Source organism: Labrys sp. WJW (genome assembly GCF_001676615.1).
GTDB lineage: Bacteria > Pseudomonadota > Alphaproteobacteria > Rhizobiales > Labraceae > Labrys > Labrys sedimenti.
In genome coordinates this window covers 157338-182294 of sequence record NZ_LYXZ01000002.1, presented here as the reverse complement: position 1 = coordinate 182294, position 24957 = coordinate 157338, and the positions used below count along the sequence as shown (strand labels likewise).

Sequence of the window (24957 nt, the reverse complement as noted above, 5' to 3'; positions counted from 1 at the left end):
GGTAGCGTATAACCGCCCCTCTCTCCCCATCCGGCCGAGCCACCGGTGTTTTGCGTAATTGGCTCACACTCGGAAACGGTGCCCCAGGCAAGACCCCCTATCGCGTAGGCAAGACGCTTATGGGGCTTTGCGGACACTCGGGCCAGGCGCGGCTTGTCAGGCTGCAATGCCGCGTCGAACCCGGTGCCCGTGCCTGACGGCACCGTTTTGACTTCAAGCGCTGTTGCTGCCCCTGCGTCTCGCCTTCAAGAGACCACGCGCGGGTCCAGCGTGGCGGCCGCTTCCACGACGGCCCGTCTTTCGGGCATGCCATCCCAGCCATTGCCGAGTTCGCATTTGAGGCTTGCGGCCGCACTGGCAAAGCAGGCGGCATCGATCACCGACCGCCCTTCCGCCAGCCCGGCAGCCAGAGCGCCGTGAAACACATCGCCCGCACCGGTGGTGTCCAGCACGTTCACCGGCAAGGCGGGTACCAGGGTCAGGACGCCGCCGCCCCACCATAGCGAGCCCCGGGCACCCAATGTGACACCGAATGTCCCGCCGAGGCGGCGCGACAATGCCTCGCAGCCGCTGGCATCCGGTTGCGCCCCGTCGCTGGCCAGCGCAAATCCATCCTCCGAGAACACCGGCAAACTTGCGCGTCGCGCCAGTTCAATCAGCAGCACCGGATCGGTGACTTCCGCATCGAGCACCGACGGGACTCCCGCAGCAGCAGCTGCATCCAGCGCCGCAAGAGAGGCTTCGTGCCAATTGATATCGGCCAGCACCGCACCGGCCCCGGCAATGTCCTGCAATGGCAGATGGGCCGGCGAGGCTGGTAGGTCGGTATGGTCATGGCCGACGATGAACCGTTCGCCCTGACGATCGACGATCACCACGGCGGCAATGGTATCCATCTCCTCGCTGCATTTCACGCCCGTGATCCCGACGCCGTGATGACGCAGGCGCTCGCATAGAAAAGCCGCCTCGGCATCATTGCCCATGCGGCTCCACAATTCGACCGGCTGCAGCAGGCGGGCGCAGGCAACCGCAGCCGTCGCGGCTGGCCCACCTCCGCGCTTGAAATGGTGCCGGGCCGTAACCTTGATGGCTTGCCGCGGCATTTCATCGATTTCCAGCACCTGGTCCAGCGTGGTGGTGCCGACGCAGATGACGGCTCCTCTCGTACTCATCGGCTCTTGCATGATCGCCTTGTCTTCGCCGCCCGAAGCATTCTGCTGACGGGCCTTCCTGGGTGGTTTCCTCGCGACGATATAAAGCCAGTTTGTCAGACAAAACAATATCGCGATCGGCTCATCCGGCAGACACGCACGGCATGCGCGAACCATGATCGAGGTGGCTTGGCAAGCCTGACCAAACGTCAGCTTCCGTACCGATATAACACCCGCGTCACGCTCGTGCTGGTGTTGTCGAACCAACGTTCGGGAGGGTCGAGGAAGAGCGCATGTTGCAGCTATGGACAAAAGCGCTCGCCTCGTACTGCTGTAACAATTTACCGGCGGATTTGGTTGCTTGCGCTCTTCGGGAGGCAATGAAAAGCCCGGTCCACGCATACGCGGCCGGGCTTTCGCATTCCGGGCAGCAATCGGGTGGCTCGAATCGGGGGCCCGCCCACCGGGTCTGGTCAATCTCGACGGGCCGGGCTCGGAATGCCGCTGCGGCTGAAACCGGTTTCGGCAAGATCCTTTTGGGTCGGCATCCAATGGGCTTCCCGGCGCTTCTAACAGGCCGGAAACGTCTGATAGCGGATGCGCAAATTGGTAATGAGGCTGACAGAGATCACCGTCGGCTAAGGAAATTCACTGTTTGTTGCGGTGCAACATAATGCGCAAAACCGGCCCCGTGGCGACGCGAAAGCGTGGCGATCATGCGGGCCTTTCGCAACAGCCCCAACCCAGGAGCTAGGACTATCGCCTACCTGACTAACCAACCGCCCTCCGAGTTGTCGAAGGGAACCAACACGCATTTTGCACCTATCAATACGACCGATCGCACGGATAAGATCGAGGAAAGTTCACCTATGCCCCTTCTGTCGGCATTCACCGTCGCTCCCACCATCGAGACGTCACGCTTGATTTTGCGTGCGCATAGACCCGGCGATCTGGAGAGCGTCACGGCCATGTGGGCAGAGCCCGCGGTGCTTCGCTATGTGCGTAAATCCCCCTATCCGCGCGAGGAGGTCTGGACCCGCATGCTGCGTTATGCCGGCCATTGGCTCTGGATGGGGTTCGGTTTCTGGATCGTGACCGACAAGACCGATGGCCGCTTCCTCGGCGAAGTCGGCATTCATAATTTCGAGCGCGACATCGAGCCGGAATTCTCAGGGACGCCTGAACTCGGCTACTCCCTGATCGGTGCGGCCCATGGCAAGGGCTATGCCACGGAAGCGGCCAAGGCCGTACTGAACTGGTTCGACAGTCATATCGATCTGCCGCACACCAACTGCATGACAAGCCCCGACAACATCCACTCCCAGCGTGTCGCTCTCAAATGCGGCTATGAATATCTGCGCCAGTCCATTCATCTGGGTTCCCCGGTTGCGATCTTTCGCAGGCGCAGAGTCATCGCCCCCTCGCCGTGAAGCGATGTGAAATCACGGCTTGATCTCCTTGATGACGTTAAGGACAGTAAAACCTTGACTGAGTTTCGATCAGAAAAGCTTGCCGGCGTGAAGCGCCGGCAAGCTTTTGCCGGAATGGAAACTGATCCGAGCTGATGAAGGTTCCTCTTTTTTCTTTGGCAGACTCGGTCTATCACCAGGGTGTGCCGTACCTTCGCCGTATTCCTGATCACACAAATAGGCATTCCGGCTGAGGCTTATCCAGAGTCGGCGGCGGGCAATATCCGCCGAAAATGAGGGAGTTAGAATGATGCTTCGTTCCGCCATCATTGGTACCGGACTACTGATCGCCAGTGCGGTCGCGCTTGCTGCGCCAGCGCAAGCGCTCACCATGAAGGAGTGCAGCGACAAATATCAGGCAGCCAAGACCGCGAACACGCTGAACGGCGCAACCTGGAACGATTTCCGCAAGGCACAATGCGGCACGGAAGCGACTCCGGCTGCAACCGCGCCGGCAGCCCCTGCAGCCCCGGCCGCGACGACGGCTGCCAAACCGGCACCGGCCGCCAAGCCTGCTCCCACCGCCGCTACATCGGGCAGCGCCGTGTTCCCGTCGGCCGTCGATCCGAAATATGCCAAGGAATCGGCCGGCAAGCAACGCATGCACACCTGCCTCGACCAGTACAATGCCAACAAGACCAGCAACGGCAATGGCGGCCTGAAATGGATTCAGAAGGGCGGCGGCTACTACAGCGAATGCAACAAGAAGCTGAAAGGCTAATTCTCTTCTTCTTCATCATGCGGCCGCGGATCCCCTCCGCGGCCGTTTTCTTTTACCGCTGATGCAAGGCGGTCAAGCCTTCACTTCCACCCAGCGGCCTTTGGCAAAGCTGTCCGCAATGGCATGGACGGTACGCTCGATGGCAAGGCCATCGTCGAAATCGAACACCGAGGCCTTCTCGCCCTCGATGCGGGCGATCAGTTCGCGGCATTCGATCACTTTCAGATCGTTGAAACCAAGGCCGTGGCCGGGCGCTGGAATGAAGCGATCATAGGGCTTGTGCACCGGCGCACTGAGAATGGTCCGGAACCCCTGGGTTTCCTCGCTGCCCTCGCGGCGGAAAAGCTGCACCTCGTTGAAACGCTCCTGATCGAACACGATGGCGCCGGCATCGCCGAAGATCTGCAACTGGATGCGGCCCTTGCGCCCCCAAGCAGCGCGATTGACGGTGAGCACACCCGAAGCACCGCTCTCCAGGCGCAGCAAGGCGGTGGCAATGTCGTAATTCTCGATGGCCCGCCTGCCGCCATCGGGATGGGGACGGTCCGCATAGGGCCTGGCCATCTCCCCGAACACTTCGGCAACCCCGCCGAGGACAAAACGCAGCAGGCTGAGAGGATGGACGGCAAAATCGTCGAGGGCCCCGTAGCCGGCACTGGCCTCGTTGCGGGTGGCGAAGGGGGTTTGCCGATCCGCCATGAAATCCTCGTCCATCTCCAGGCGGACGTGATTGACGACGCCGATTGTCCCCTCGCCGATCAGCTTGCGGATCAGGCGCATGGCGGGGTTTTGAATGTAGTTGTAGCCGAGTACCGCCACCTTGCCGCTGCCGCGCCAGGCGGCATGCATCGCCTGCACATCGGCAAATACGGTCGCCATCGGCTTTTCGCACCAGACATGCTTGCCCGCCTCCAGCGCCGCGATCGCCATCTCGGCATGGAAACGGTTGGGCGTCGTGATCGAAATCACGTCGATCTGCGGGTCGGCCAGGAGCTCACGCCAGTCGCCGGTCGAGGTGGCGAAGCCGAGTTCCAGTGCCTTGGTACGGGCAAGATCGGCGGACGCTTCGGCAACTGCGACCAAACGGGGCCTGATGACGTCACCGAAAGTCGAGGCGACCGCATTCCACGCCAAGGCATGACATTTGCCCATATATCCCGTGCCGATCAGGCCAACACCGAGCCCCCTGCCATCTGATTTGGCCGATGCCTTCATCACTTCTCTCCCTTCGCGTCCATTCGCCATACCGCCTTGGTATGGCCGTCATTCCATTTCATTGTGCGACGCAGCACAGATTTGTTGTATGCTGCAGTGCATCAAAATCGGCACAGATCGATTCGACCCACCGCGAGCGGGCTGCCGTCTCTCGGGGAAAGAAAGGATATCCATGCTGGCTCCACGGTTCGCCGTCGCAGCCAAGGGGACAACTGCCATGCTGTTTACTGGCACCATCGCGGCCTTGATTGCCCGCATCATCGACGATCCGGCCCGGCGCGTGCCGCCGCCCTCCACCGACGCACCACGCGACCGGGACGAGGAGAAGCCGACAACCGACGGTGTCGATCCGCTCACGCGCCGGTGCTGAGCCGATCCACATCCGTGATTGCGAAACGGGTTTCGCAGTCTTTCCAGTTGCACTAACCTTCCGTTGGGCGCGCCTTTGCGGCACGATCCGGCATCGCTGCCGCGTGGCACCACCGGTAAGGTGTCAATGATAGGGAGGGCAGCGAGCACACTGCCCCGCTTCTGGAACGGGACATGGTCATGGCTGAGGACGAGACGCGCGACTTTACCGATTTTTCCGCGCGCCTCGCCGATCGCATCGACCAATTGCCCAAACGCCTGCGGCAAGTGGCGCATTTCGCCAACGACCATCCCGACGAGGTCGCCCTCGGCACCGCCGCTTCGGTGGCGGAGAATGCCGGGGTGCAAGCCTCGACCCTGGTGCGCTTCGCCAAGACGCTCGGCTATTCCGGCTTTTCCGATCTGCAGCAGGTCTTCCTCGCCCGGCTGAAGCAGCGCTTTCCCGATTATCGCCAGCGCGTGGCATTGCTGCGGACCGAGGCGAATGAGGGCTCCCTGTCGGCGCCGCTGCTCAACGGCTTTGCCGATGCAGCCACGCTGTCGATCGAACGGTTGCGAGCGTCGGCCGATCCCGAAATGATCGATGCGGCGATCGAATTGCTCGCCGGTGCCGACATCATCCATCTGGTGGCGGCCCGCCGGCTTTTCCCGGTGGCGGCCTATCTCGCCTACGCCTTCGGCAATCTGGGCCAGCGCTGCGCGCTGGTCGACCATGTCGGCCAGCTCGGCAAGGAGCAGATTTCGCTGGCGGGGCCCAGGGATGTGGTGCTGGCGATTTCCTACAATCCCTACTCGCCCGACACCATCGAACTGGCTGGTATCGCGCATCAGCGCGGCAATGCCATCCTGGCCATTACCGACAGCCCGGCAAGCCCGCTGGCCCGCCTCGCCCGCATTCGCCTGGATGTGGAAGAAGCCGATCATGGTGCCTTCCGTTCGCTGGCGGCGACCTTCGCCCTGGCCATGACGCTGGCCGTGGGCACGGCCGAACATAAGGGGCGCGACTGACAAGAGGGCCCCTGGAAGGGCGGAGGTCCTCGCCCGCTCTTGCCAGGGCTCAGCCTGTCATGAAAGGCGGGCATCCGGCACTCCTTGAGTGCCCACGGACGTCCGCGCTTCCAGGCAGATCCAACCCGCCTATATTTTCACCGTCATACCCGTCTGAGCCGCCTGCGTGGCGGCATCGGCCAGAATCTGAGCCTTCAGGCCGTCCTCGCCCGAGGGATTGGGCGCCTTGCCCGCCAGGATCGCGTCGAGAAAAGCGGTCATCTCGAGACGATAGGCCTCGGCATACCGTTGCAGGAAGAAATCCTGCACGGGATCGGCCAGGAAGCCGGAGCCGGTCGCCACCTCCACAGTGGTCTTCGGCACGTTATGGGCACGGATCAGGCCCTTGGAACCATGCACCTCGATGCGCTGGTCATAGCCGTAGGTGGCGCGGCGCGAATTGGAGATCTGCGCGATCTTGCCCGAAGCCGTCTTCAGGAGCACGGCAGCGGTATCGACGTCGCCAGCCTTGCCGATGGCCGGATCGACCAGGGCCGAAGCGACCGCGTGGACCTCCACCGGCTCCTCGGCCAGCAGGAAACGGGCAAGGTCGAGGTCGTGGATCATCATGTCGCGGAAGAGGCCGCCGGAGCCCTCGATATAGGAGACCGGCGGCGGCGCCGGGTCACGCGAGATGATGGTGACCAGCTCCACTTCCCCGATCGCGCCCTCGACGATTCGGTGCTTGAGCGTGGCGAAATTGGGATCGAAGCGGCGATTGAAGCCGATCATCAGGGGCTTGCCGGCCTTGGTGACCTCGGCGAGGCAGTGGCGAATCCGGTCGGAGGACAGATCGACCGGCTTCTCGCAGAACACGGCCTTGCCGGCTCGCACGGCCCGTTCGATCAGATCGGCATGGGTGTTGGTCGGCGTGCAGATGAGCACGGCGTCGACGTCATCGGCGGCGATGGCCTCGTCGATCGTGCTGACGCGGGCACCCGTCTCGGCCGCCAGGACCTCGGCGGAGGGCCCGTGCGGATCGGAAACCGAAATCAGTCTGGCCTGCGGATGCAGTGCCGCATTGCGACCATGGATCTTGCCGATGCGGCCGGCACCGAGAACTGCGAGACGAACCATTTCTCTCCCCAATCGTTTGATTTGACCCGAGGACCGGGCCTGTTTGCTGTAGGATAATCGTCAACCATCGCGCCATGCCACCGAATCGCGGCCTTGCACGCAAGGGCGGGCGACGGCACAGGCTTCACGTCAAAATATGGCATTTTTATTCTATATTGACAACATAATAGAATATATGTTTCATTTTTGAAGCGCCAATCGAAGGGATGAAGCAACCGCCGAAAGGCCCGCCGATGCGCGAGACAACAACAAGGCGACAGGCCGGCACGCAGTCGCCAAGAGGAAACGTTTAGAGCCGGCCGTTTCCGCCCAATGCGGCTGCCTTGTGCATCCGCCGTCCCATGGCGGGCCGGTCCGTCTGTCTGGAGGTCAAGCATGAGCACGCCCGCACTCGATGTCATCACGATCGGCCGCGCTTCGGTGGATCTTTACGGCCAGCAGGTCGGCGGCAGGCTGGAGGAGATGTCCTCCTTCACCAAGGCCGTGGGCGGCTGCCCCGCCAATATCGCCATCGGCACGGCGCGCCTCGGCCTGAAATCGGCCCTGATCACCCGGGTCGGCGACGAGGCGATGGGACGCTTCATCCGCGAGCAGATGCAGCGCGAAGGCGTGGCGACCGAAGGCATCCATACCGATCCCGCCCGCCTCACCGCGCTGGTCATCCTCGGTGTGCGCGACGAGAAGCAATTCCCTCTCATCTTCTACCGCGACAATTGCGCCGACATGGCGCTCGACGAAAGCGACATAGACGAGGCTCTCATCGCCTCGGCCGCCGCCATCGTCGTCACCGGCACGCATTTTTCCCAACCCAACACAGATGCCGCCCAGCGCAAGGCCATACGCCTGGCCAAGAAGCATGGCCGCAAGGTGGTGTTCGACGTCGACTACCGGCCCAACCTCTGGGGCCTCGCCGGACATGGGGCTGGCGAGGAGCGCTATATCAAGGCCGATCACGTCACCGCGCATCTGCAGACCATCCTGCCCGATTGCGACCTGATCGTCGGCACGGAAGAGGAACTCGCCATTGCCGGCGGTTCGGAGGACACGCTCGAGACGCTGCGGCGCATCCGTTCCATCTCCGACGGCACCATCGTGTGCAAGCGCGGACCGATGGGCTGCGTCGTCTTTCCCGGTGCCATCCCTGCCAGCCTCGATGACGGCATTCGCGGGCCGGGATTTCCGGTCGAGGTCTACAACGTCCTCGGCGCTGGCGACGCCTTTCTGTCGGGCTTCCTGCGCGGATGGCTGCGCGGCGAGCCGCTCGAAACCGCCTGTGCCTATGCCAATGCCAGCGGTGCCTTCGCGGTCTCCCGCCTGCTCTGCTCGCCCGAGATCCCGACCTTCACCGAACTGAGCTACTTCCTCGAACATGGCAGCAAGGAGCGGGCCTTGCGCAAGGACGCCGCCATCAACCACATCCATTGGGCCACCACCCGCCGCCCGGCCGCCGAGGGGCTGATGGCGCTCGCCGTCGACCACCGTGCCCAGATGGAAGCGATGGCGGACGAAATCGGCGTATCGCGAGAGCGCATCTCCGCCTTCAAGGCCCTGGCGGTCAAGGCTGCCGCCAGGATCGCAGGCGGGCGGTCCGGCTTCGGCATGCTGATCGACGGCATCTATGGCCGCGAAGCCTTGTTCCGCGCGGCCGATCACCCCTTCTGGATCGGCAGGCCGGTCGAGCTTCCCGGCTCCCGCCCCCTGGAATTCGAGGGCGGGCCCGATGTCGGTACCAGCCTGATCGAATGGCCGGTCGGACACACGATCAAGTGCCTTTGCTTCTATCATCCCAGCGACCCCCCTGCCCTCAAGGAGCAGCAGGAGCGCCAATTGCTGCGCCTTCACGCGGCCGCACGCACGGTGGGACGCGAATTGCTGATCGAGATCATCGCCGGCAAGCATGGTCCGCTCGAAGACGACACGGTGTCGAGCGTGGTGCAGCGCCTCTACGACCTCGGCATCAAGCCCGACTGGTGGAAGCTGGAGCCGCTGAAGACCGCCGCGGCCTGGCGTGCCGTCGCCGCGGTGATCGAGCGCAACGATCCGCTCTGCCGCGGCATCGTGCTACTTGGCCTGGAAGCCCCGGAGGAAGACCTCGAGGCTGCCTTCGCCGTGGCTGCGAGTGAACCGATGGTGAAGGGTTTTGCCGTCGGACGCACCATCTTCAATGAACCGGCCCGGGCCTGGCTGAGCGGGGCTCTCAGCGACGACGACGCGGTCGACGCGATGGCAACCCGTTTCGCCAGACTGGTTCAAGCCTGGGAGAGTGCCTCGGGACAGGCCGCGGCGGCCCAATAGCACTCGCGAAGCAGCTTCGCGCTGGCTATGGTCCGGCATTCCAGGTGAGGTCCGCAAGGGGCCTCCACTTCTCGACAAAGACATTTGGAGCAGGCCACTCAACCATATTGACAGTTGAGTCCAATACGCTCAGGGAGAGATTTCGTGGCTACCATCCGTCTCACAATGGCCCAGGCCCTGGTCCGCTTCCTCACCGCCCAGAAGACGGTCGTCGACGGGCAGACGGTACCGATTTTCGCCGGTGTCTTCGCCATCTTCGGGCATGGCAACGTCGCCGGAATCGGCGAGGCCCTCTACCAGGCGCGCGAGACCCTGCCGACCTATCGCGCCCATAACGAGCAGTCGATGGCGCATGCCGCGACCGCCTATGCCAAGGCGATGCGACGGCGCCGCATGATGGCCTGCACCACCTCGATCGGACCGGGCGCGACCAATCTGGTCACCGCCGCCGCCGTCGCCCATGTCAACCGCCTGCCGCTCCTGCTGCTGCCGGGCGACGTCTTCGCCAACCGCCGGCCAGATCCCGTGCTGCAGCAGCTGGAGGATTTCGGCGACGGCACCCTCACCCCGAACGACGCCTTCCGGCCCGTCTCGCGCTATTTCGACCGCATCACCCGCCCCGAGCAGATCATCCCGGCCCTGGCACGGGCAATGACCGTGCTGACCGATCCGGCCGATTGCGGACCGGTGACCCTGGCGCTGTGCCAGGACGTGCAGGCCGAAGCCTATGACTATCCCGCCTCCTTCTTCGAAGAACGGATCTGGACCAGCCGGCGCACCCGCCCCGACGAGGACGAACTGGCCGCCGCGGTCGCCGCGCTGAAGGCCGCCCGCAAGCCCGTGATCGTTACCGGCGGCGGCACGCTCTATTCGCAGGCCGAAGGCACCCTCGCCACCTTTGCCGCAAGGCACGGCATTCCGGTCGGCGAAACCCAGGCCGGAAAGAGCGCCGTCGCGCTGGACAACCCGCTCGGCATGGGTGCCATCGGCGTGACCGGAACCGCCGCCGCCAACAAGGTCGCCGAGGAGGCAGATCTGGTCCTGGCCGTGGGCACGCGCCTGCAGGACTTCACCACCGGTTCCTGGGCCCTGTTCAAGGCCGATACGCATCGCATCGTCGGCCTCAACACCCAGCCCTTCGATGCCGCCAAGCATCGCGCTTTGCCGCTGGTCTGCGATGCCAGGGTTGGCCTGGAACTGCTGTCGAATGCTCTCGAAGGCTGGAAAGCCCCGGAAGAATGGACAAGCAAGGCGGTCTCCGGGCGCGAAGAATGGCTGAAGACGGCCGCCCGCTATACCGATGCCAGCAATGTCGAACTGCCCTCCGACGCCCAGGTCATCGGCGCCGTGCAGCGGGTCGGCAAGCCGACCGACATCGTGGTCTGCGCGGCCGGCGGCCTGCCGGGCGAACTCCACAAGCTCTGGCAGGCAGGCGCTCCTGGTGGCTATCACATGGAATATGGCTATTCCTGCATGGGCTACGAGATCGCCGGAGGACTTGGCGTGAAGATGGCCGAGCCCAACCGCGAGGTCATCGTGATGGTCGGCGACGGCTCCTATCTGATGGCCAATTCCGAAATCGCCACCTCGATCATGGCCGGCGCCAAATTAACCATCGTGGTGCTCGACAACCGGGGCTATGGCTGCATCAACCGCCTGCAGCGGGCAACGGGCGGCGAAAGCTTCAACAATCTCCTGCGCGACACCCGCCACGACGTGCTGCCGGACATCGACTTCACGGCACACGCCGCCAGCCTTGGCGCGCATGCCGTCAAGGTGAAGAGCCTGGCCGAGCTGGAGGCCGCCGTCACCGCCGCGCGCGGGCACAGCCGGACATCCGTGGTGGTGATCGACACAGATCCCTTGGAATCGACCGATGCGGGCGGCGCCTGGTGGGATGTCGCAGTTCCCGAGGTTTCCCAGCGCCGCGAGGTCGAGGCAGCCCATGCGGCCTATGTGACCAAGAAGGCGCTGCAGCGCGTGGGCGATTGAGCATCATGGGCGGCGGGCCTTCAGACCCACCTTCTCCCCTACTCCCACCTGCAAGAATGCCGGGTCTGAAGACCCGCCCCCGAACCAATATTCTCCGGAGTTCTCTTATGCCTATACGCATCGGCGCCAATCCCATCGGCTGGTCGAACGACGACATGCCTGAAATCGGCGGCGACACGCCGCTGGAAACCTGCCTGGCCGAGGCCAGGGAAGTCGGCTTCGAAGGCATGGAACTCGGCAACAAGTTCCCGCGGGAGGCCAACGCCCTCAAGGCTGCGCTCGCGCCCTTCGGCCTCGCCTGCGTCGGCGGCTGGCACTCGATCGAATTGCTGACACGGGACGAACATACCGAGTTCGCGGCGGCGCGGGCCCATATCGACCTGCTCAAGGCGATGGGCACCAGCGTCTTCATCGTCGCCGAAACCTCCAACGCCATCCACGGCGACAAGGCCAAACCGCTGTCGCGGCGCCCGGTGATGGCATCCGCGGACTGGGCCGAATATGGCCGCCGCATCACCGCCTATGCCGAGATGCTCAAGGCCGAGGGCCTGCAGCTCGACTATCACCATCACATGGGCACCATCGTGCAGTCGCAGGCCGACATCGATGCCTTCATGGCGGCGACCGGCCCTGCCGTGCATCTCCTGCTCGACACCGGCCACGCCACCTGGGGCGGCTCGGATCCTGCCGATCTTGCCCGCCGCTATCGCAACCGCATCAGCCATGTCCACACCAAGGATGTGCGAGCCGAGGTCAGGGCGCGTTCGGATGCGCAGGATTGGAGTTTCCTCGATAGTGTGCTGGCCGGTGTCTATACGGTTCCAGGCGACGGCGTGATCGACTTTGCCAGTGTATTCCGCGAACTCCAGGGCTATTCCGGCTGGGTCATCGTCGAGGCCGAACAGGATCCCAAGAAGGCCAATCCGCTGACCTATGCCAAGGCCGGTTACGCGCATCTGCGAAAGGTGCTCGGCGAGACGGGATTGAAGGCAGCCTGACGAGAGCGAGCGCATTTTGGCGAAAGATGCGCCTTAATCCAATTCTTTGGTTCGACGCGTTTCTCCTGACGAAGTATCGATCGCTTTTCCAGGAGACGCTCTGGCAGCAATGAGCTCGAGGAGCCCCAGATGTCCAAACTTCTGCTCAAGCCCGGCAAGTCCGGCTCGCGTATCCACCGGGTCACGCCGCGATCGGCAGGCTGGACCTATGTCGGTTTCGAGGTGCATGAGCTTGCGGCCGGCGAAAGCCTGAGCGCCGAAACGGGTGCTACCGAGATTTGCCTGGTATTGGTGGCAGGCAAGGCCTCGATCAAGGCGGGCAGCCAGGATTTCGGGGTGCTAGGCGAGCGCAGCAATCCCTTCGAAGGCGCACCCTGGTCGGTCTACGTTCCCGCCGGCTCGAGCTATGAGGTCAAGGCTGAAACGCCGCTCGAACTGGCCGTCTGCGCGGCACCGGGTACCGGCGCCCTGCCGGCTCGCGTGATCGGTCCCGACCAGGTCGGCCAGGAAACCCGCGGCAAGGGCTCGAACACGCGCCATGTCCGCAATATCCTGCCCGAATGGGAACCGGCCGAGAGCCTGCTGGTGGTGGAGGTGATCACCCCGTCCGGCAATTGGTCGAGCTATCCGCCCCACAAGCACGACCAGGACAACCTGCCCGCCGAGAGCCAGCTGGAAGAAACCTATTATCACCGCTTCAACCCGGCGCAGGGCTATGGCGTGCAACGCGTCTATACGGACGACCGCTCGCTCGACGAAGTGATCGCTTTCTCCGATCGCGACGTCGTGCTCGTGCCGAAGGGCTATCACCCCGTCGGCGCCGCCCACGGCTATGACCTTTATTATCTCAACGTCATGGCAGGTCCCAAGCGCATCTGGAAGTTCCACAACGATCCGGACCACGCTTGGCTCGTCCAGGCCTGAGGTTCACTCGACCGATACTTCCCAGCCGACGATCCATTCTTCCAAGGCCCGCCAGCTCCAGGCTCGCGGGCCTTTCTGCATTTCACGATGACGATACGTTCGGGCACACACCGACGAAAAGATACTGACATAACACCTTCGAGGTAGAGCCTCTATCCGCTTGGGCTCGCCTCCCCCCCTCCCTCGACAGCAAGGCCTACGTCTCCATAAGTCGTTTGGAACCAATCGAAGGTTAATATTTCTAAATAATGAGCTCTATTTAACCTAAAGCTAGGACATACTCCCCGATTTTTCAATTGCAAGCATCGTAGAATGGAAATTATATACAGCCATCTCCGAGGCATCTATAAAAATTAACCCCAGTGTGGCTTTCTTGTTACAGACTCATCGTCCGAGAAACGTCACTATTCGGAAAATGTTGTTAGGACATATAGCCATGAAAATTTCTGCCGCAGCTCTGGCAATCCTGCTTTCCTCGACGGCCGCCTATGCCGCCGATCTGGCTCCGCAGCCTGTCGAGCCGATTGCTCCGGTTGCCGCCCCCTATTCCTGGACCGGTTTCTATGGCGGCGTTCAGGCCGGCTATACTTGGGGCAAGTCCGACTATTCGGACTATTGGATCGCCAGCGGCGAGTGGGACTACAAAGGCAAGTTGACCGCCAACGGTTTCACCGCCGGCGTCTACACGGGTTACAATTATCAGTTCCAGAATAATCTGGTGGTCGGCATCGAAGGCGACATCAACTACGATTCCTTGAAGGGAAGTTCGAGAGCCCGAGGCAACCTCAACTTCTCACACGGCGCACCAGATCCGATCACCACCTACAAGCAGCGGGCAGAGCTCAAATGGGATGGCTCGGTTCGTCTGCGGGTTGGCTACGCCCTTGATCGCTTCCTGCCTTACGTCACGGGCGGTGTCGCGTTCGGGAAATATGATTTCGCACCCATCTGGAATGTCGACGGCGCACTGCGATATTCCAGCACCCAAGTTGGCTGGACCGTCGGCGCCGGCCTCGAATACGCCGTCACCGACAATCTGATCGCTCGCGTCGAATATCGTTATGCCGATTACGGCAAGAAGGATTATTTTAATTACTCGACAACGGCGGCTGGTAATTACAACGACCGGATCAATTTGAAGACCCATACGATCCGCGCGGGTATTTCTTACAAGTTCTGATCGATCTCTACCTTCCCTGCTATCTGTCGATAGTGAGGACCGGGAAGAACTGCTACGCGCCGGCTCATGCCGGCGCGTTTGTCTTTGCGCACCGACGGCCTGGCCGCACCGCAGCTTCCATGCCTCGACCAGCTTAGTACGATGACAGCGCCGACATGATGATCGACGTCGATCCACTTTCATTGCGCGCAATTAATCTTCATATCCCGATCGAAATGAAGCAAATCGGGCCCGACTACAGTATGAAGGCATGGCTTGGTTCGTCGGGACGTCGAAACTCGACACCCGGGATCGCCAGCATGCCCCCTTACCGCCAGGACTTCCATGAAACAGCTCTTCAAGGCCCTCATGATGCACAGCGCCATCGGCGCCTGGCTGGGGAAACTGCCCTTCCTGAAGGGCCTCTACCTCCGGCATGTCTGGGCGGGGCGGATGGATCTGTTCTACGGGCTCTTCGGCAGCTACGCCGAAGCCGAGCGCTTTTCTGCCAATATCGGCAAGGTCGGCTGGCATGACGACACGCTCGCCGAACTGCTGGTTCGCGACGCGGAGGTCGAAGCCCCTACCCTGTTCCAGACCTCGCAATTTGCCGTCATGCTATGGCTGTCGAAACTCCTCCGGCCGGGCAGCACGGTGGTCGACTTCGGCGGCGCCGGCGGCATCTTCTATGAATTATGCGAGCGTTATGGCCTCCTGAAGCCGCCTCTAAGCTGGCATGTCGTCGACATGCCCGACATGGTCGAGCGGGGACGGCAACGCCATGCGACGCTCGGATCCACCATGATCAGCTTCGGGTCGGAACTGGCAGAAGCGCCAGCCCCCGACATCATGCTCATGCTGGGCATGATCCAATATCTTCCGGATCCCTTTGGCGAGCAGGGCCCCGGCATTCTGGACACGGTGCCGGCCTTGCCCGAGCATATTCTGATCAACAAGATTCCGATCTCAGACGCCCCCGATGCCTGGACGGCCCAGAACCACGTATCCTCCGTCATCCCCTGCCGGCTGTTCAATCGCGCGAAGTTCCTGGCCTATTTCGAAGCGCGTGGCTATCGCCTGGAGGATCGCTGGCTGGTGCCCGAGCTCCAGGCCGAGATCCCGTTCCATCCCGAGCGCACGCTGACCTATTTCGAAGGGTTCTATTTGCGCCGGCAGGCCTGAACAAGGTTTGAGATTCCCGCCCGTTCCTCCTGGTCGGTGCCGTGGCTCAAGCGGGAAGAACAGGCCTGGACCCTGCCGCGAATTTAGAAAATTTCCTCCCAGGGTGGCAGGTCCCCGCACCCGGCAGCTGCAAACCTCCGCCTTTGTGAGGGCATTTCCGCTCCCAACCACCAAAAGCAGTAGGCGGCACTCCTTCAAGTCGGATCCAGCAATCGACCAAATAAGGGGCGTTTTACGTTCGGATAGGCTCTTCCCGACAATTCGGAGTACCCTCAGTATATCTAAACCTATCCACTAAGGTTGCTGCACTTCACACTTTTCCCAGCTTGTAACCGCGCACCGCGGCAAGCAAGATACTTTCAAAATTAGGATATGTCTTCTTTTCACGAATGGTCCCGGCCATGAGCCTTTCCGCCGACGAACTCATCACCATCGATGCCGATGGCTATCGCGCTGCCTATGATCGCATGCCCCTTGCCTTCGAGCATGGTCTTCATCGCCTGCCGATGTTCCAGCCCGACGCACTGGCGGCCCTGGCCGAGCGCTATGCCGACAGTCCCCAGGATTATTTCATCGCGGGATCGGCGGCGACACCGGGCACGAAATTCTATGACGTGGAGCAGAACAGGGCCAGACCGCACGAGGTCCTGGCGCAGTTGGGCGATGCACCCGCCCGCGTCCTGCTGAAACGCCTGGAGAACCATGATTCCGGCTTCCGCGACCTGCTGGACACGCTCTTCCGCAAGGTCACTGCACTTCGTGGCGGCCTGGGCGACGAGAGCATCGCCCGGCTCGAATCCGCCCTCTTCATTTCCTCGGCCGCATCCACCACGCCCTTCCACTTCGATCCAGAGATCACGCATTTCTTCCAGATCGAGGGGCCGAAGCATTATCACGTCTTCCCGCCCAACGTGGTGGAAGAGAGCGATCTCGAACGCTTCTATGTCAGGGGCACGGTGAATATCGGCCAGCTCGATCTCGAAGGCTGTGATCCCCAGCAGGAGCATGTCTTCGACCTCGAGCCGGGCCGCGGCTTCCATCAGCCCCAGGATGCTCCCCACTGGGTACGGACCGGCGGCGTGCGCAGTATCTCCTACGCCTTCTCTTTCGAGACCGATGCCAGTCGCGGGCGCGGGCGCGTCCGCGCTGCCAATCGCTATCTGCGCGCCATCGGCATGCACCCGCAGCGCCCAGGTCCCAGCCCGAGCGCCGATCGGGCCAAGGCCGCCGTCATGCAGGTGGTCACGCCGACCTTGCGCGGTGTGCGCAAGGTCGTCAGGCAGGTTTCAGGGCACTGACGCGGCTCGGCGCAAGCCGCCTGCTCCCTACGAGCCTTGGCGTTCCCGCGGCATCACGTCGAGGGAGCGGGGTTTGCCGTTGCGCAGCACGTCGAAGCGCGTCGACTTGCCGATCCGCTCTTCGCCGAGCAGCCGGATGAGATCGTCCACCGCAGCGACGCGGCGTCCGTCCAAGGCGACGATGATATCGCCCATCAACAGTCCGGCACTGTCCGCCGGGCCACCGGCCTCGGCCGTGGCAATCATCACGCCCACGCCCTGATCGATGCCGGCTGCCATCTGCACGCGGCGGGCGATCACCGCCTGCTGGGCGGCAATGCCGATGGAGGCGCGCCGCACGCGGCCATGCCGGATGAGCTGCCCCATCACGAAGCTGGCCGTGTTCGACGCGACCGCAAAGCAGATCCCCTGCGCGCCCATGATCACGGCCGTGTTGATGCCGATGACCTCACCGAGCGTGGAAACCAGGGGCCCGCCTGAATTGCCCGGATTCAGCGCTGCATCGGTCTGGATCACATCATCGATCAGCCGTCCGCTCTTGGCGCGCAGCGAGCGGCCGAGGGCGGAGATCACCCCCGTCGTCACCGTCGCCTCGAAGCCGAGAGGGTTGCCGATGGCGATCGCCACCTGCCCGCGCCGCAACAGGCTGGAATTGCCGAGCCGCGCCGAGGGCAGACTGACCGGCTGCTCGATGTGAACGAGGGCCAGATCCGTATCGGGGTCATCGCCGATCAGACGCGCATCGAAATGACGGCCATCCTGGGTTTGCACCAAAACGCGGGCGGTCCCCTGCGCAACGTGGCTGTTGGTGAGTACTAGGCCATCCGGTGAAAGGATGACGCCGGAGCCGGACCCCGCCGGCTTGCCGCCCTTGCGGATGTCGAGCTTCACGACGGCGGGTCCCACGCGCTCGGCAACGTCAATGACGGTGTTCGAATAGGCGTCAAGCAACAGCCCGTCTTCGGGTGTGGAAAGGGATGATGTCTGTTGAGGATGTGTATCCTCGTCCAAAATCACGGAGGGTGTATCGTCGAGCAACATGGTATCGACCCAAGACAAAGAAATTGAATACAGAGCACCGATATGGGAATGCGGCCGCCTCGCCGGAAGTCCCCTTCCCCCCGCCCCCCGGCATAGCGGGAAAGCGGGTTCCCTTGGCTTTGCATAGCTGTGCTTGATCGAAACGATCAAAAATGATCATGACCGGTGGCATCGACGAACCGTTGCGCTCGGCTCGAATTTCGTCTGTTGTGCTGGTCCCTCAGTGTGCTTGTCCGAGTCACCATGAACATCCTGTCCATTCAGTCCTGGGTCACCTATGGCCATGTCGGCAATGCTTCGGCGGTTTTCCCGATGCAGCGCCTGGGCTGCGAGGTCTGGGCCATCCATACCGTTCAATTTTCCAATCACACCGGCTACGGTGCCTGGAAAGGCCGGGTCTATGACGGCACCATGGTGGACGAACTGGTCGAAGGCCTGGCCGAGCGCGGTGTCCTGCCCCTCTGCGATGGCGTGATCTCCGGCTATATGGGCTCCTCCGACATCGGCAACGCCATTCTTGCCGCCGTCGACAAGGTGCGCAGCGCCAATCCGGCGGCGACCTATTGCTGCGATCCGGTCATCGGCGACATCGGCCGTGGTGTCTTCGTAAGGCCGGGCATTCCCGAATTCATGCGCGACCAGGCCGTTCCGGCCGCTGATGTCATCACACCCAACCGGTTCGAGCTCGAATACCTGGCCGGCCGGGAGGTACGCAGGCTTGCCGATGCCAAGGCCGCGGTGACGGCCCTGCATGCCGTCGGCCCCAAGGTGGTGCTGGTGACTTCCCTCGACACCGACGACACGCCGGACGATGCCATCGACCTGCTGGCCTCGGACGGCAACGGCTTCTACCGGGTGCGCACGCCCCGCCTGGGGCTCGACATCAATGGAGCGGGCGACGCGATTGCCGCTCTCTTCAACCTGCACTGGAAACGCTCGGGCTCGGCAGCCGAAGCGCTGGACCTCGCCAGCGCCTCGATCTACGGCCTGCTCAAGCGCACCGCCGAGGCCGGCTCGCGGGAAATCCTCACCGTGGCGGCCCAGGATGAATTCGTGGCGCCGAGCCGCCGCTTCGAAGTCGTCGCGGTGTAGAGCAAAATGCGATTTCTCGCACTTTTCTCTAACTCTCTGTTTTGACGCGTTTTCTCAATCGAAAAGTCTATCGACTTTTCTGGAAGACGCTTTCGTTGCCGCCGGATCGCCTGCTCGCAGAGCCCTGCCCTGCTGCCACGGTCCTTTGTCCCTTTGCCTTGCGAGGAGCCTTCTGATGCCCCGTCGTTTCTATACGCTCGACGTCTTCGCCGACCGTGCTTTGGCCGGCAACCCTCTGGCGGTAGTGCTCGATAGCGAAGGGCTCGATGCCCCCGCGATGCAGCAAATCGCGCGTGAGTTCAATCTGTCGGAAACCGTCTTCGTCCTGCCGCCGGATGACGGCCGCCATCGAGCCCGCATCCGCATCTTCACGCCGGGCCTCGAAATGCCCTTCGCCGGCCACCCGACCGTCGGAACGGCCGTGCTCCTGGCACTGCTCGACCATGACCGCAAGCCGGGTGACTATCTGTTCGGGCTGGAGGAGCAGATCGGCATCGTGCCCTGCGCAGTCTCTCTGAAGGACGGCAGCGCCTATGCCCGGTTCGACATACCGGCCCTGCCGACCGAGCGTGGCGCGCCGGCGGCCACGAACCTGATCGCCGAAGCCCTCGGCCTGAGCGAACATCAGATCGGCTTCGAGAACCACCACCCCACCGTGTTCGGCACGGGCTTCCCCTATACGTTCGTGCCTGTCCGGTCGCTGGAAGCGATGGGGCACATCCGCATCAATACCAGCCTGTGGACGGAGGCTTTCGGCCAGGAAGGCCTTGGCGCGGCCTATGCCTATACGCGCCAGACCGCCCAGGCCGGATCGAGCTTCCACGCCCGCATGTTTTCGCCGGGCGATGGCATCCCCGAGGACCCCGCTACCGGCTCGGCGGTGGCCGGGCTCACCGGCGTGATTGCCCGTTTCGACGATCTCGCCGACGGCACGCGGCATTTCCGCATCGAGCAGGGCTTCGAAATGGGTCGCCCCTCCCTGATCGACCTCACCATGACCATCCAGGGCACGCGCCTGGCCGGAGCCTCGATCGGCGGCGCAGCCGTGATCGTGAATGAAGGAAGCCTGCATGTCTGAGCCGGAGATCATCGAGCTCGATGCCATCGACTGCCGCCTGGAGCAACGGCCCTGGCGGTTCGCCGAGGAGAATGCCGAAGCGATAAGAGCGCATTGGCAAAAGGTGATCGAGGCGAAGCCGGCGAGCTTCAACGGCAAGATCCTGCTGCTGCATCGCTGGCAGATCGCGGGACGCCGGTTCAGCGGCGCCTATCTGATGACCGATTATGCCAGCTTCCTGGCTTGGCGGGACTTCGGCATGCCGGGCGAGGCCCGGTGGAACTGCTTCGCCATGGCCGCGCTCGAGGCCGCCGACGGCGCCTTCCTGCTCGGCGAGATGGCCGAGCACACCTCCAATGCCGGCGCGATCTATTTCGCGGCCGGAACGCCGGATCCCTCCGACCTCGATGGTGATATCGTCAATCTCGCCGGCAGCGTGACCCGCGAACTGGAGGAAGAGACCGGCGTCACGACGGCCGACGTCGAAATCGCTTCCGGCTGGACCGCTGTTTTCCACGGCCCGCGCATCGCCCTGATGAAATCGGTGCGATCGCCCCTGTCTTCGGCCGAGCTCAAGGACGGGATCGAGCACTTCCTGGCCGAAGACGAGAGGCCGGAACTCGAACGCATGCATGTCGTGGCGTCATCGGCCGACATCCGCGCCGATCGCATGCCGGCCTTCCAATGCGCCTATCTCGCGCACCGGCTCGCTAGCTGAAGCCGGGCCTCAGCGAACGGGATAGCCGTGGCGGCGCTGCGTCGAGGAGACCAGCGCCTGGGCCTTGGCGTCGTCGCCGGTCCGGCAGGCCTGGCCCGCTTCGGCCAGATCCTTGCTCATCGCATCATGCACCTTCTTGTCGGCAAAACCGGTCTTCACATCGCCGTCGATGACGCGCTGCACGAAGGCAATGCGCTCGGAGCAGGAAGCGGCCAAGGCCGGTGAAGACGAAGCCGCCAGCAGGGCGAGACAGATCAGGAAGCGCATCGGATAAGTCCGTTGGTTGATGTCCTGTGATCGCAGGCAAGTGCGTCGCTCTCAAGTCCTTGGCTCCATCTCTCCACCGCAAAGGCGTTTTGGCGTCGTGTCCGTCTCGGCATTTCCCCTTGCCCCCTCCATCACAGCACTGTACAAGCCCTTGCACCTGATGGCTCTGGGCCATCATTGGAAAAGGATCGAGCCGTGGCGACATCGCCCGCCAAATTCGAGACGCTTGCGCATCCGGCGCCGGCGCTCGTGCTCGCCCTCCTTTCCGGCCTCCTCCTTAGCCGCCCCTGAGGGCCGGCCGGGCTTCAGCCTGGGCGCTCAGGGGACCTGATCGCGGTCGACTAGCCTCGCCGCCCGTTTCTTTGGCTAAGAGTTTTCAACATGACATATGCAGGCAAGGTTTCTCAGTTTTCCGCTCCCAAGGTTGACGTGGCCGCCAAATACAAGCCCTGGCCGCCAATCGACGTGCCGGATCGCCAATGGCCCTCCCGCACCATCACGCAGGCGCCGACCTGGTGCGCCGTCGATCTGCGCGACGGCAACCAGGCCCTGATCGAGCCGATGGGCCACGAGCGCAAATTGCGCATGTGGGACACGCTCGTCGGCATGGGCTTCAAGGAGATCGAGGTCGGCTTTCCCTCCGCCTCCCAGACCGATTTCGATTTCGTTCGCTTCCTGATCGAGACCGGCCGCATTCCCGATGGCGTCGCGATCCAGGTGCTGACCCAGGCCCGCGAGGAATTGATCCGGCGCACCTTCGAGAGCTTGAAGGGCGTCAAATCAGCCATCGTGCATCTCTACAACTCGACCTCCGAGCTGCAGCGCCGCATCGTCTTCCGGCAGGACCGGGCCGGTATCCGCGACATCGCCGTCAACGGTGCCAAGCTGATCATGCAGCTCACCAAGGAGCTGGGCATGGAGGCGAATATCCGCCACCAATATTCGCCCGAGAGCTTCATGGGCACCGAACTCGACTTCTCCAAGGAGATCTGCGAGGCGGTGATGGATGTCTATCAGCCCACTCCCGACAACAAGCTGATCTTGAATCTGCCGCTCACGGTCGAAATGTCGACGCCCAACGTCTATGCCGACCAGATCGAATGGATGTCGCGCAATATCAAGAATCGCGACAGCGTCATCATCTCGCTGCATCCGCATAACGACCGCGGCACCGGTGTCGCGGCGACCGAACTCGGCCTGATGGCGGGGGCGGACCGTGTCGAGGGCACGCTGTTCGGCAATGGCGAGCGCACCGGCAATGTCGACCTCGTCATCCTGGCGGGCAATCTGATCATGTCGGGCGTCGACCCCCAGGTCGACATTTCCGACGTCAATGGCCTGGTGCGCGTGGCAGAGCATTGCAACCAGCTGCCGATCCACCCGCGCCACCCCTATGCCGGCGAGCTGGTGTTCACCGCCTTCTCCGGCTCGCACCAGGACGCGATCAACAAGGGCTTCAAGGCAATCGAGACGGCGACCTCGCCGGTGTGGGAAGTGCCCTACCTGCCGATCGACCCGAAGGATCTCGGCCGTTCCTATGAGGCGGTGATCCGCATCAACTCGCAATCCGGCAAGGGCGGCATCGCCTATATCCTGGAAAAGGAACACGGCATCGAATTACCGCGCCTCTTGCAGGTCGAGTTCTCCAAGGTGGTGCAGGGCATCGCCGATGGCGAAGGCGTCGAACTCGGTGCCGACCGGCTGTGGGATGCCTTCACCCGCGAATATATCGACAATGGCCGCTACGCTTTCCTCTCCCACCAGATCGTCGGTGACACGGAGGGCGAGGAGCGGACCATCACCGCGCGCATTCGTGACGAGGGTGTCGAAAAGACCATTACCGGCGTCGGCAACGGCCCGATCGATGCCTTCGTAGCCGCGATGCGGGCCGAGAGCGGTCTCGACTTCGATGTCGCCAATTATCGCGAGCACGCCATGGGCTCGGGTGCCAATGCGGCGGCCGTGTCCTATGTCGAATTGCGCATTGCCGACGGCTCCACCTTGTTCGGCGTCGGTATCGACAAGGACACCACCAAATCGGCCCTCAAGGCGGTGACTTCCGGTGTGAACCGCATCCTCAAGCGCTGATCGGCAACTCGTTTGCCTCAAAAAGGAAGCCGGCCCTGCTGAGGCCGGCTTCTTTCTTGCTGAAGTCAGGAAAGACCGCCCCTACTGAGGCAGCGTCGCCTGCGACTGCCGGTTGGCGCTGCGATAGAGCTTCCATTCGTCCACGCGCCGGCCGTCCGGCAGCTGGCAATCGGCGCGCTGGCCTCTCGCCGACTGCACGGGGATGGACCTGCCGCCCTGCTGCGCACAATAGGTTGAGGCCGGATTCGCCATGCCGGGCGCCTGCGGCGTCGCCATGCCGGGCGTTGGCGGCGCTGTCATGCCAGTCGCCTGCGGATCCGCCATCGGATCTTGTTGGTTAGAGACACACCCCGTCACGATGAGGCAGGCGAATACCAGCGGATAGAACATCTTCTGCATGGTACCTCCAGTGCTTTTTCGATGGATGGATTGAGGAGCGTATCCGTGCCGCATGAGGAGCAGCGCACGATGCGAACAGCGTCCGCATCATCCTGGGACGCTCCGGTCAGGGGACAGTCTCTGAAGCGTCCCCTCGCTACCTATATCCTATTTCTCCCGATCTTGAACCCCGAATATCCGCATTGCCCACAGATCTACCCTAGAGACAATATAATAGGATATGGCCCGCGCAGGGCGGGCCATCATGGAATTACTGTTCTATTCGGAGATCCGCTATCCTGCCGTGGCACTCTCATCGCGCAGGCGTTGTGCGTACACATTGATGATCAGTGCGATCAACAGAATGACACCGCGGATCAGGATCTTGAGGAAGCTGTCGATCTCGACATGATCGAGGCCGTTATTGAGCACGCCGAGCACGCACAGGCCGACGATGGTGTTGCCGATACCGCCGCGCCCGCCGAACAGGCTGGTGCCGCCAACCACGACGGCCGCAATGGCGTCGAGGAGATAACCGGTGAACTCGTTCTGCTGCGCGCTGCCGAAATGGGCGACGCCCACCATGCCCGCCACGCCCGAGCATAGAGCCGCGATCACCATCACGCTGGCCAGGATCATCTTGACGTTGATGCCCGAGAATTCCGCCGCCTCGCGGTTGCCGCCCACCATGTAGATGTAGCGGCCAAAGCGCGTATAGGTCAGCACGACATGGCCGACGCCGAGGAAGACCGCCAGCACGATCACGATCCAGGGCATGCCACCGATATTGCCAGACCCCAAGGTCGACACCAGGTCCGGCACCGCATAGGCGATCTGGCCCCGCAGCAGCAGCGCACAGATGCCGTCGGCGATCTGCATCATCGCCAGCGTCATGATGAAGGAGGGAATGCCGATCCGCGTCAGGCCGAAGGCGTTGACCAGCCCCAGCGCCGCGCAGGCCACCAAGGCCAGCACGATCGCCACGCCGCCGGGCATGATGAAATTGGCATTGGCGATGTTCACATAAGATTCTTGCGCCGTGAAGAACGCCACCGCCACGCCGGTAACGTTGGCGACCGATGCGACCGACAGATCGATTTCCCCGCACAGGATCACGAAAGTCAGTCCGACGGCGATGATGCCCGTCACCGAGATCTGCACCAGGATATTGGCCAGGTTGTCGAGCGAAAGGAAGGATGGGCTCGCCACCGCGAAGAAGATCACCAACGCCAGCAAGGTGGCGAACGGCGCGATGTTGCGCATCTGGTTGCGCAAGATCGCGCCCAGGCCTTGGCGTGCGAACTGCGCCTGGCTGCCATCCTGAACCGGTGTGCTCATTCCTCAAAACTCCTAGCCGATCTGGAGTGTCAGCCTCCGGCTGACAAGCCAAAGAAATGTCAGCCGGAGGCTGACACTTCG

The 24957-nt window shown here is 62.8% G+C and carries 22 protein-coding genes; 15 read left to right on the top strand and 7 right to left on the bottom strand.

Translation table 11 applies throughout. The annotated features are described in order from the left end of the window. Positions 1-245 precede the first annotated feature (245 nt). The gene (locus tag BA190_RS02975; RefSeq protein ID WP_068282294.1) at positions 246-1172 is read right to left on the bottom strand and encodes a PfkB family carbohydrate kinase; all 927 of its coding nucleotides are present in this window, start codon (positions 1170-1172) and stop codon (positions 246-248) included. 848 nt (positions 1173-2020) lie between these two features. Here BA190_RS02975 and BA190_RS02970 point away from each other — a divergent pair. After that, positions 2021-2581, top strand: coding sequence for a GNAT family N-acetyltransferase (locus tag BA190_RS02970; protein WP_068282291.1), 561 nt, complete (start codon positions 2021-2023; stop codon positions 2579-2581). Positions 2582-2867: 286 nt separating this feature from the next. Beyond that, positions 2868-3341 (top strand): hypothetical protein, encoded by a 474-nt coding sequence (locus BA190_RS02965; protein ID WP_068282290.1) that lies wholly within the window; start codon positions 2868-2870, stop codon positions 3339-3341. A 72-nt stretch (positions 3342-3413) separates the two neighbouring features. On the opposite strand, the gene BA190_RS02960 is transcribed toward BA190_RS02965, so the two are convergent. Continuing rightward, positions 3414-4556: a Gfo/Idh/MocA family protein gene (locus tag BA190_RS02960; protein ID WP_068282287.1), complete on the bottom strand. Its 1143-nt coding sequence runs from the start codon at positions 4554-4556 to the stop codon at positions 3414-3416. Positions 4557-4728: 172 nt separating this feature from the next. On the opposite strand from BA190_RS02960, the gene BA190_RS02955 reads away from it, so the two are divergent. Further along, complete coding sequence (locus tag BA190_RS02955; protein WP_068282285.1) at positions 4729-4926, top strand: hypothetical protein; 198 nt, start codon at positions 4729-4731, stop codon at positions 4924-4926. A gap of 173 nt (positions 4927-5099) precedes the next feature. Continuing rightward, positions 5100-5933, top strand: a complete 834-nt coding sequence (locus BA190_RS02950; protein ID WP_082979406.1) for a MurR/RpiR family transcriptional regulator — start codon at positions 5100-5102, stop codon at positions 5931-5933. Positions 5934-6062: 129 nt separating this feature from the next. Here the strand turns inward: BA190_RS02950 and iolG are convergent, their stop codons facing one another. Further along, on the bottom strand, positions 6063-7049 hold the full coding sequence (gene iolG, locus BA190_RS02945) for an inositol 2-dehydrogenase (protein ID WP_068282282.1): 987 nt from the start codon (positions 7047-7049) through the stop codon (positions 6063-6065). 375 nt (positions 7050-7424) lie between these two features. Here iolG and iolC point away from each other — a divergent pair, with 375 nt between their 5' ends. From iolC to BA190_RS02910, 7 genes are all read left to right on the top strand, one after another. Next, on the top strand, positions 7425-9344 hold the full coding sequence (gene iolC, locus BA190_RS02940; protein ID WP_068282278.1) for a 5-dehydro-2-deoxygluconokinase: 1920 nt from the start codon (positions 7425-7427) through the stop codon (positions 9342-9344). A 165-nt stretch (positions 9345-9509) separates the two neighbouring features. Then, positions 9510-11336: a 3D-(3,5/4)-trihydroxycyclohexane-1,2-dione acylhydrolase (decyclizing) gene (iolD, locus tag BA190_RS02935; protein ID WP_068282275.1), complete on the top strand. Its 1827-nt coding sequence runs from the start codon at positions 9510-9512 to the stop codon at positions 11334-11336. Between the two features lie 107 nt (positions 11337-11443). Continuing rightward, the gene (gene iolE, locus BA190_RS02930; RefSeq protein WP_068282274.1) at positions 11444-12334 is read left to right on the top strand and encodes a myo-inosose-2 dehydratase; all 891 of its coding nucleotides are present in this window, start codon (positions 11444-11446) and stop codon (positions 12332-12334) included. Positions 12335-12463: 129 nt separating this feature from the next. Continuing rightward, positions 12464-13258, top strand: a complete 795-nt coding sequence (iolB, locus tag BA190_RS02925) for a 5-deoxy-glucuronate isomerase (protein WP_068282271.1) — start codon at positions 12464-12466, stop codon at positions 13256-13258. 436 nt (positions 13259-13694) lie between these two features. Continuing rightward, a complete protein-coding gene (locus BA190_RS02920; protein WP_068282270.1) occupies positions 13695-14438 on the top strand; it encodes an outer membrane protein in 744 nt (247 codons plus the stop codon). 324 nt (positions 14439-14762) lie between these two features. Continuing rightward, positions 14763-15599 (top strand): methyltransferase, TIGR04325 family, encoded by an 837-nt coding sequence (locus BA190_RS02915; RefSeq protein WP_068282267.1) that lies wholly within the window; start codon positions 14763-14765, stop codon positions 15597-15599. A gap of 401 nt (positions 15600-16000) precedes the next feature. Continuing rightward, on the top strand, positions 16001-16897 hold the full coding sequence (locus BA190_RS02910; RefSeq protein ID WP_156771337.1) for a hypothetical protein: 897 nt from the start codon (positions 16001-16003) through the stop codon (positions 16895-16897). 27 nt (positions 16898-16924) lie between these two features. Here BA190_RS02910 and BA190_RS02905 read toward each other — a convergent pair whose 3' ends face one another. Next, positions 16925-17935, bottom strand: coding sequence for a S1C family serine protease (locus tag BA190_RS02905; protein WP_068282357.1), 1011 nt, complete (start codon positions 17933-17935; stop codon positions 16925-16927). 246 nt (positions 17936-18181) lie between these two features. Between BA190_RS02905 and pdxY the strand changes: the two genes are divergently transcribed. From pdxY to BA190_RS02890, 3 genes are all read left to right on the top strand, one after another. After that, positions 18182-19030 carry a pyridoxal kinase PdxY gene (gene pdxY, locus BA190_RS02900; RefSeq protein WP_068282258.1) on the top strand — a complete coding sequence of 283 codons (849 nt, stop codon included), beginning with the start codon at positions 18182-18184 and terminating at the stop codon, positions 19028-19030. A 175-nt stretch (positions 19031-19205) separates the two neighbouring features. Next, positions 19206-20108 carry a PhzF family phenazine biosynthesis protein gene (locus BA190_RS02895; protein WP_068282255.1) on the top strand — a complete coding sequence of 301 codons (903 nt, stop codon included), beginning with the start codon at positions 19206-19208 and terminating at the stop codon, positions 20106-20108. Continuing rightward, positions 20101-20805: a hypothetical protein gene (locus BA190_RS02890; protein WP_068282252.1), complete on the top strand. Its 705-nt coding sequence runs from the start codon at positions 20101-20103 to the stop codon at positions 20803-20805. The genes BA190_RS02895 and BA190_RS02890 overlap by 8 nt, the downstream gene beginning before the upstream one ends. 9 nt (positions 20806-20814) lie before the next feature. Here BA190_RS02890 and BA190_RS02885 read toward each other — a convergent pair whose 3' ends face one another. Beyond that, positions 20815-21072 (bottom strand): hypothetical protein, encoded by a 258-nt coding sequence (locus BA190_RS02885; protein WP_068282248.1) that lies wholly within the window; start codon positions 21070-21072, stop codon positions 20815-20817. 381 nt (positions 21073-21453) lie between these two features. Here BA190_RS02885 and leuA point away from each other — a divergent pair, with 381 nt between their 5' ends. After that, positions 21454-23160: a 2-isopropylmalate synthase gene (gene leuA, locus BA190_RS02880; protein WP_068282246.1), complete on the top strand. Its 1707-nt coding sequence runs from the start codon at positions 21454-21456 to the stop codon at positions 23158-23160. Positions 23161-23241: 81 nt separating this feature from the next. Here leuA and BA190_RS37110 read toward each other — a convergent pair whose 3' ends face one another. Then, on the bottom strand, positions 23242-23559 hold the full coding sequence (locus BA190_RS37110) for a DUF333 domain-containing protein (RefSeq protein WP_305773772.1): 318 nt from the start codon (positions 23557-23559) through the stop codon (positions 23242-23244). A 273-nt stretch (positions 23560-23832) separates the two neighbouring features. Beyond that, positions 23833-24876, bottom strand: coding sequence for an ABC transporter permease (locus tag BA190_RS02870; protein ID WP_068282243.1), 1044 nt, complete (start codon positions 24874-24876; stop codon positions 23833-23835). Positions 24877-24957 lie beyond the last annotated feature (81 nt).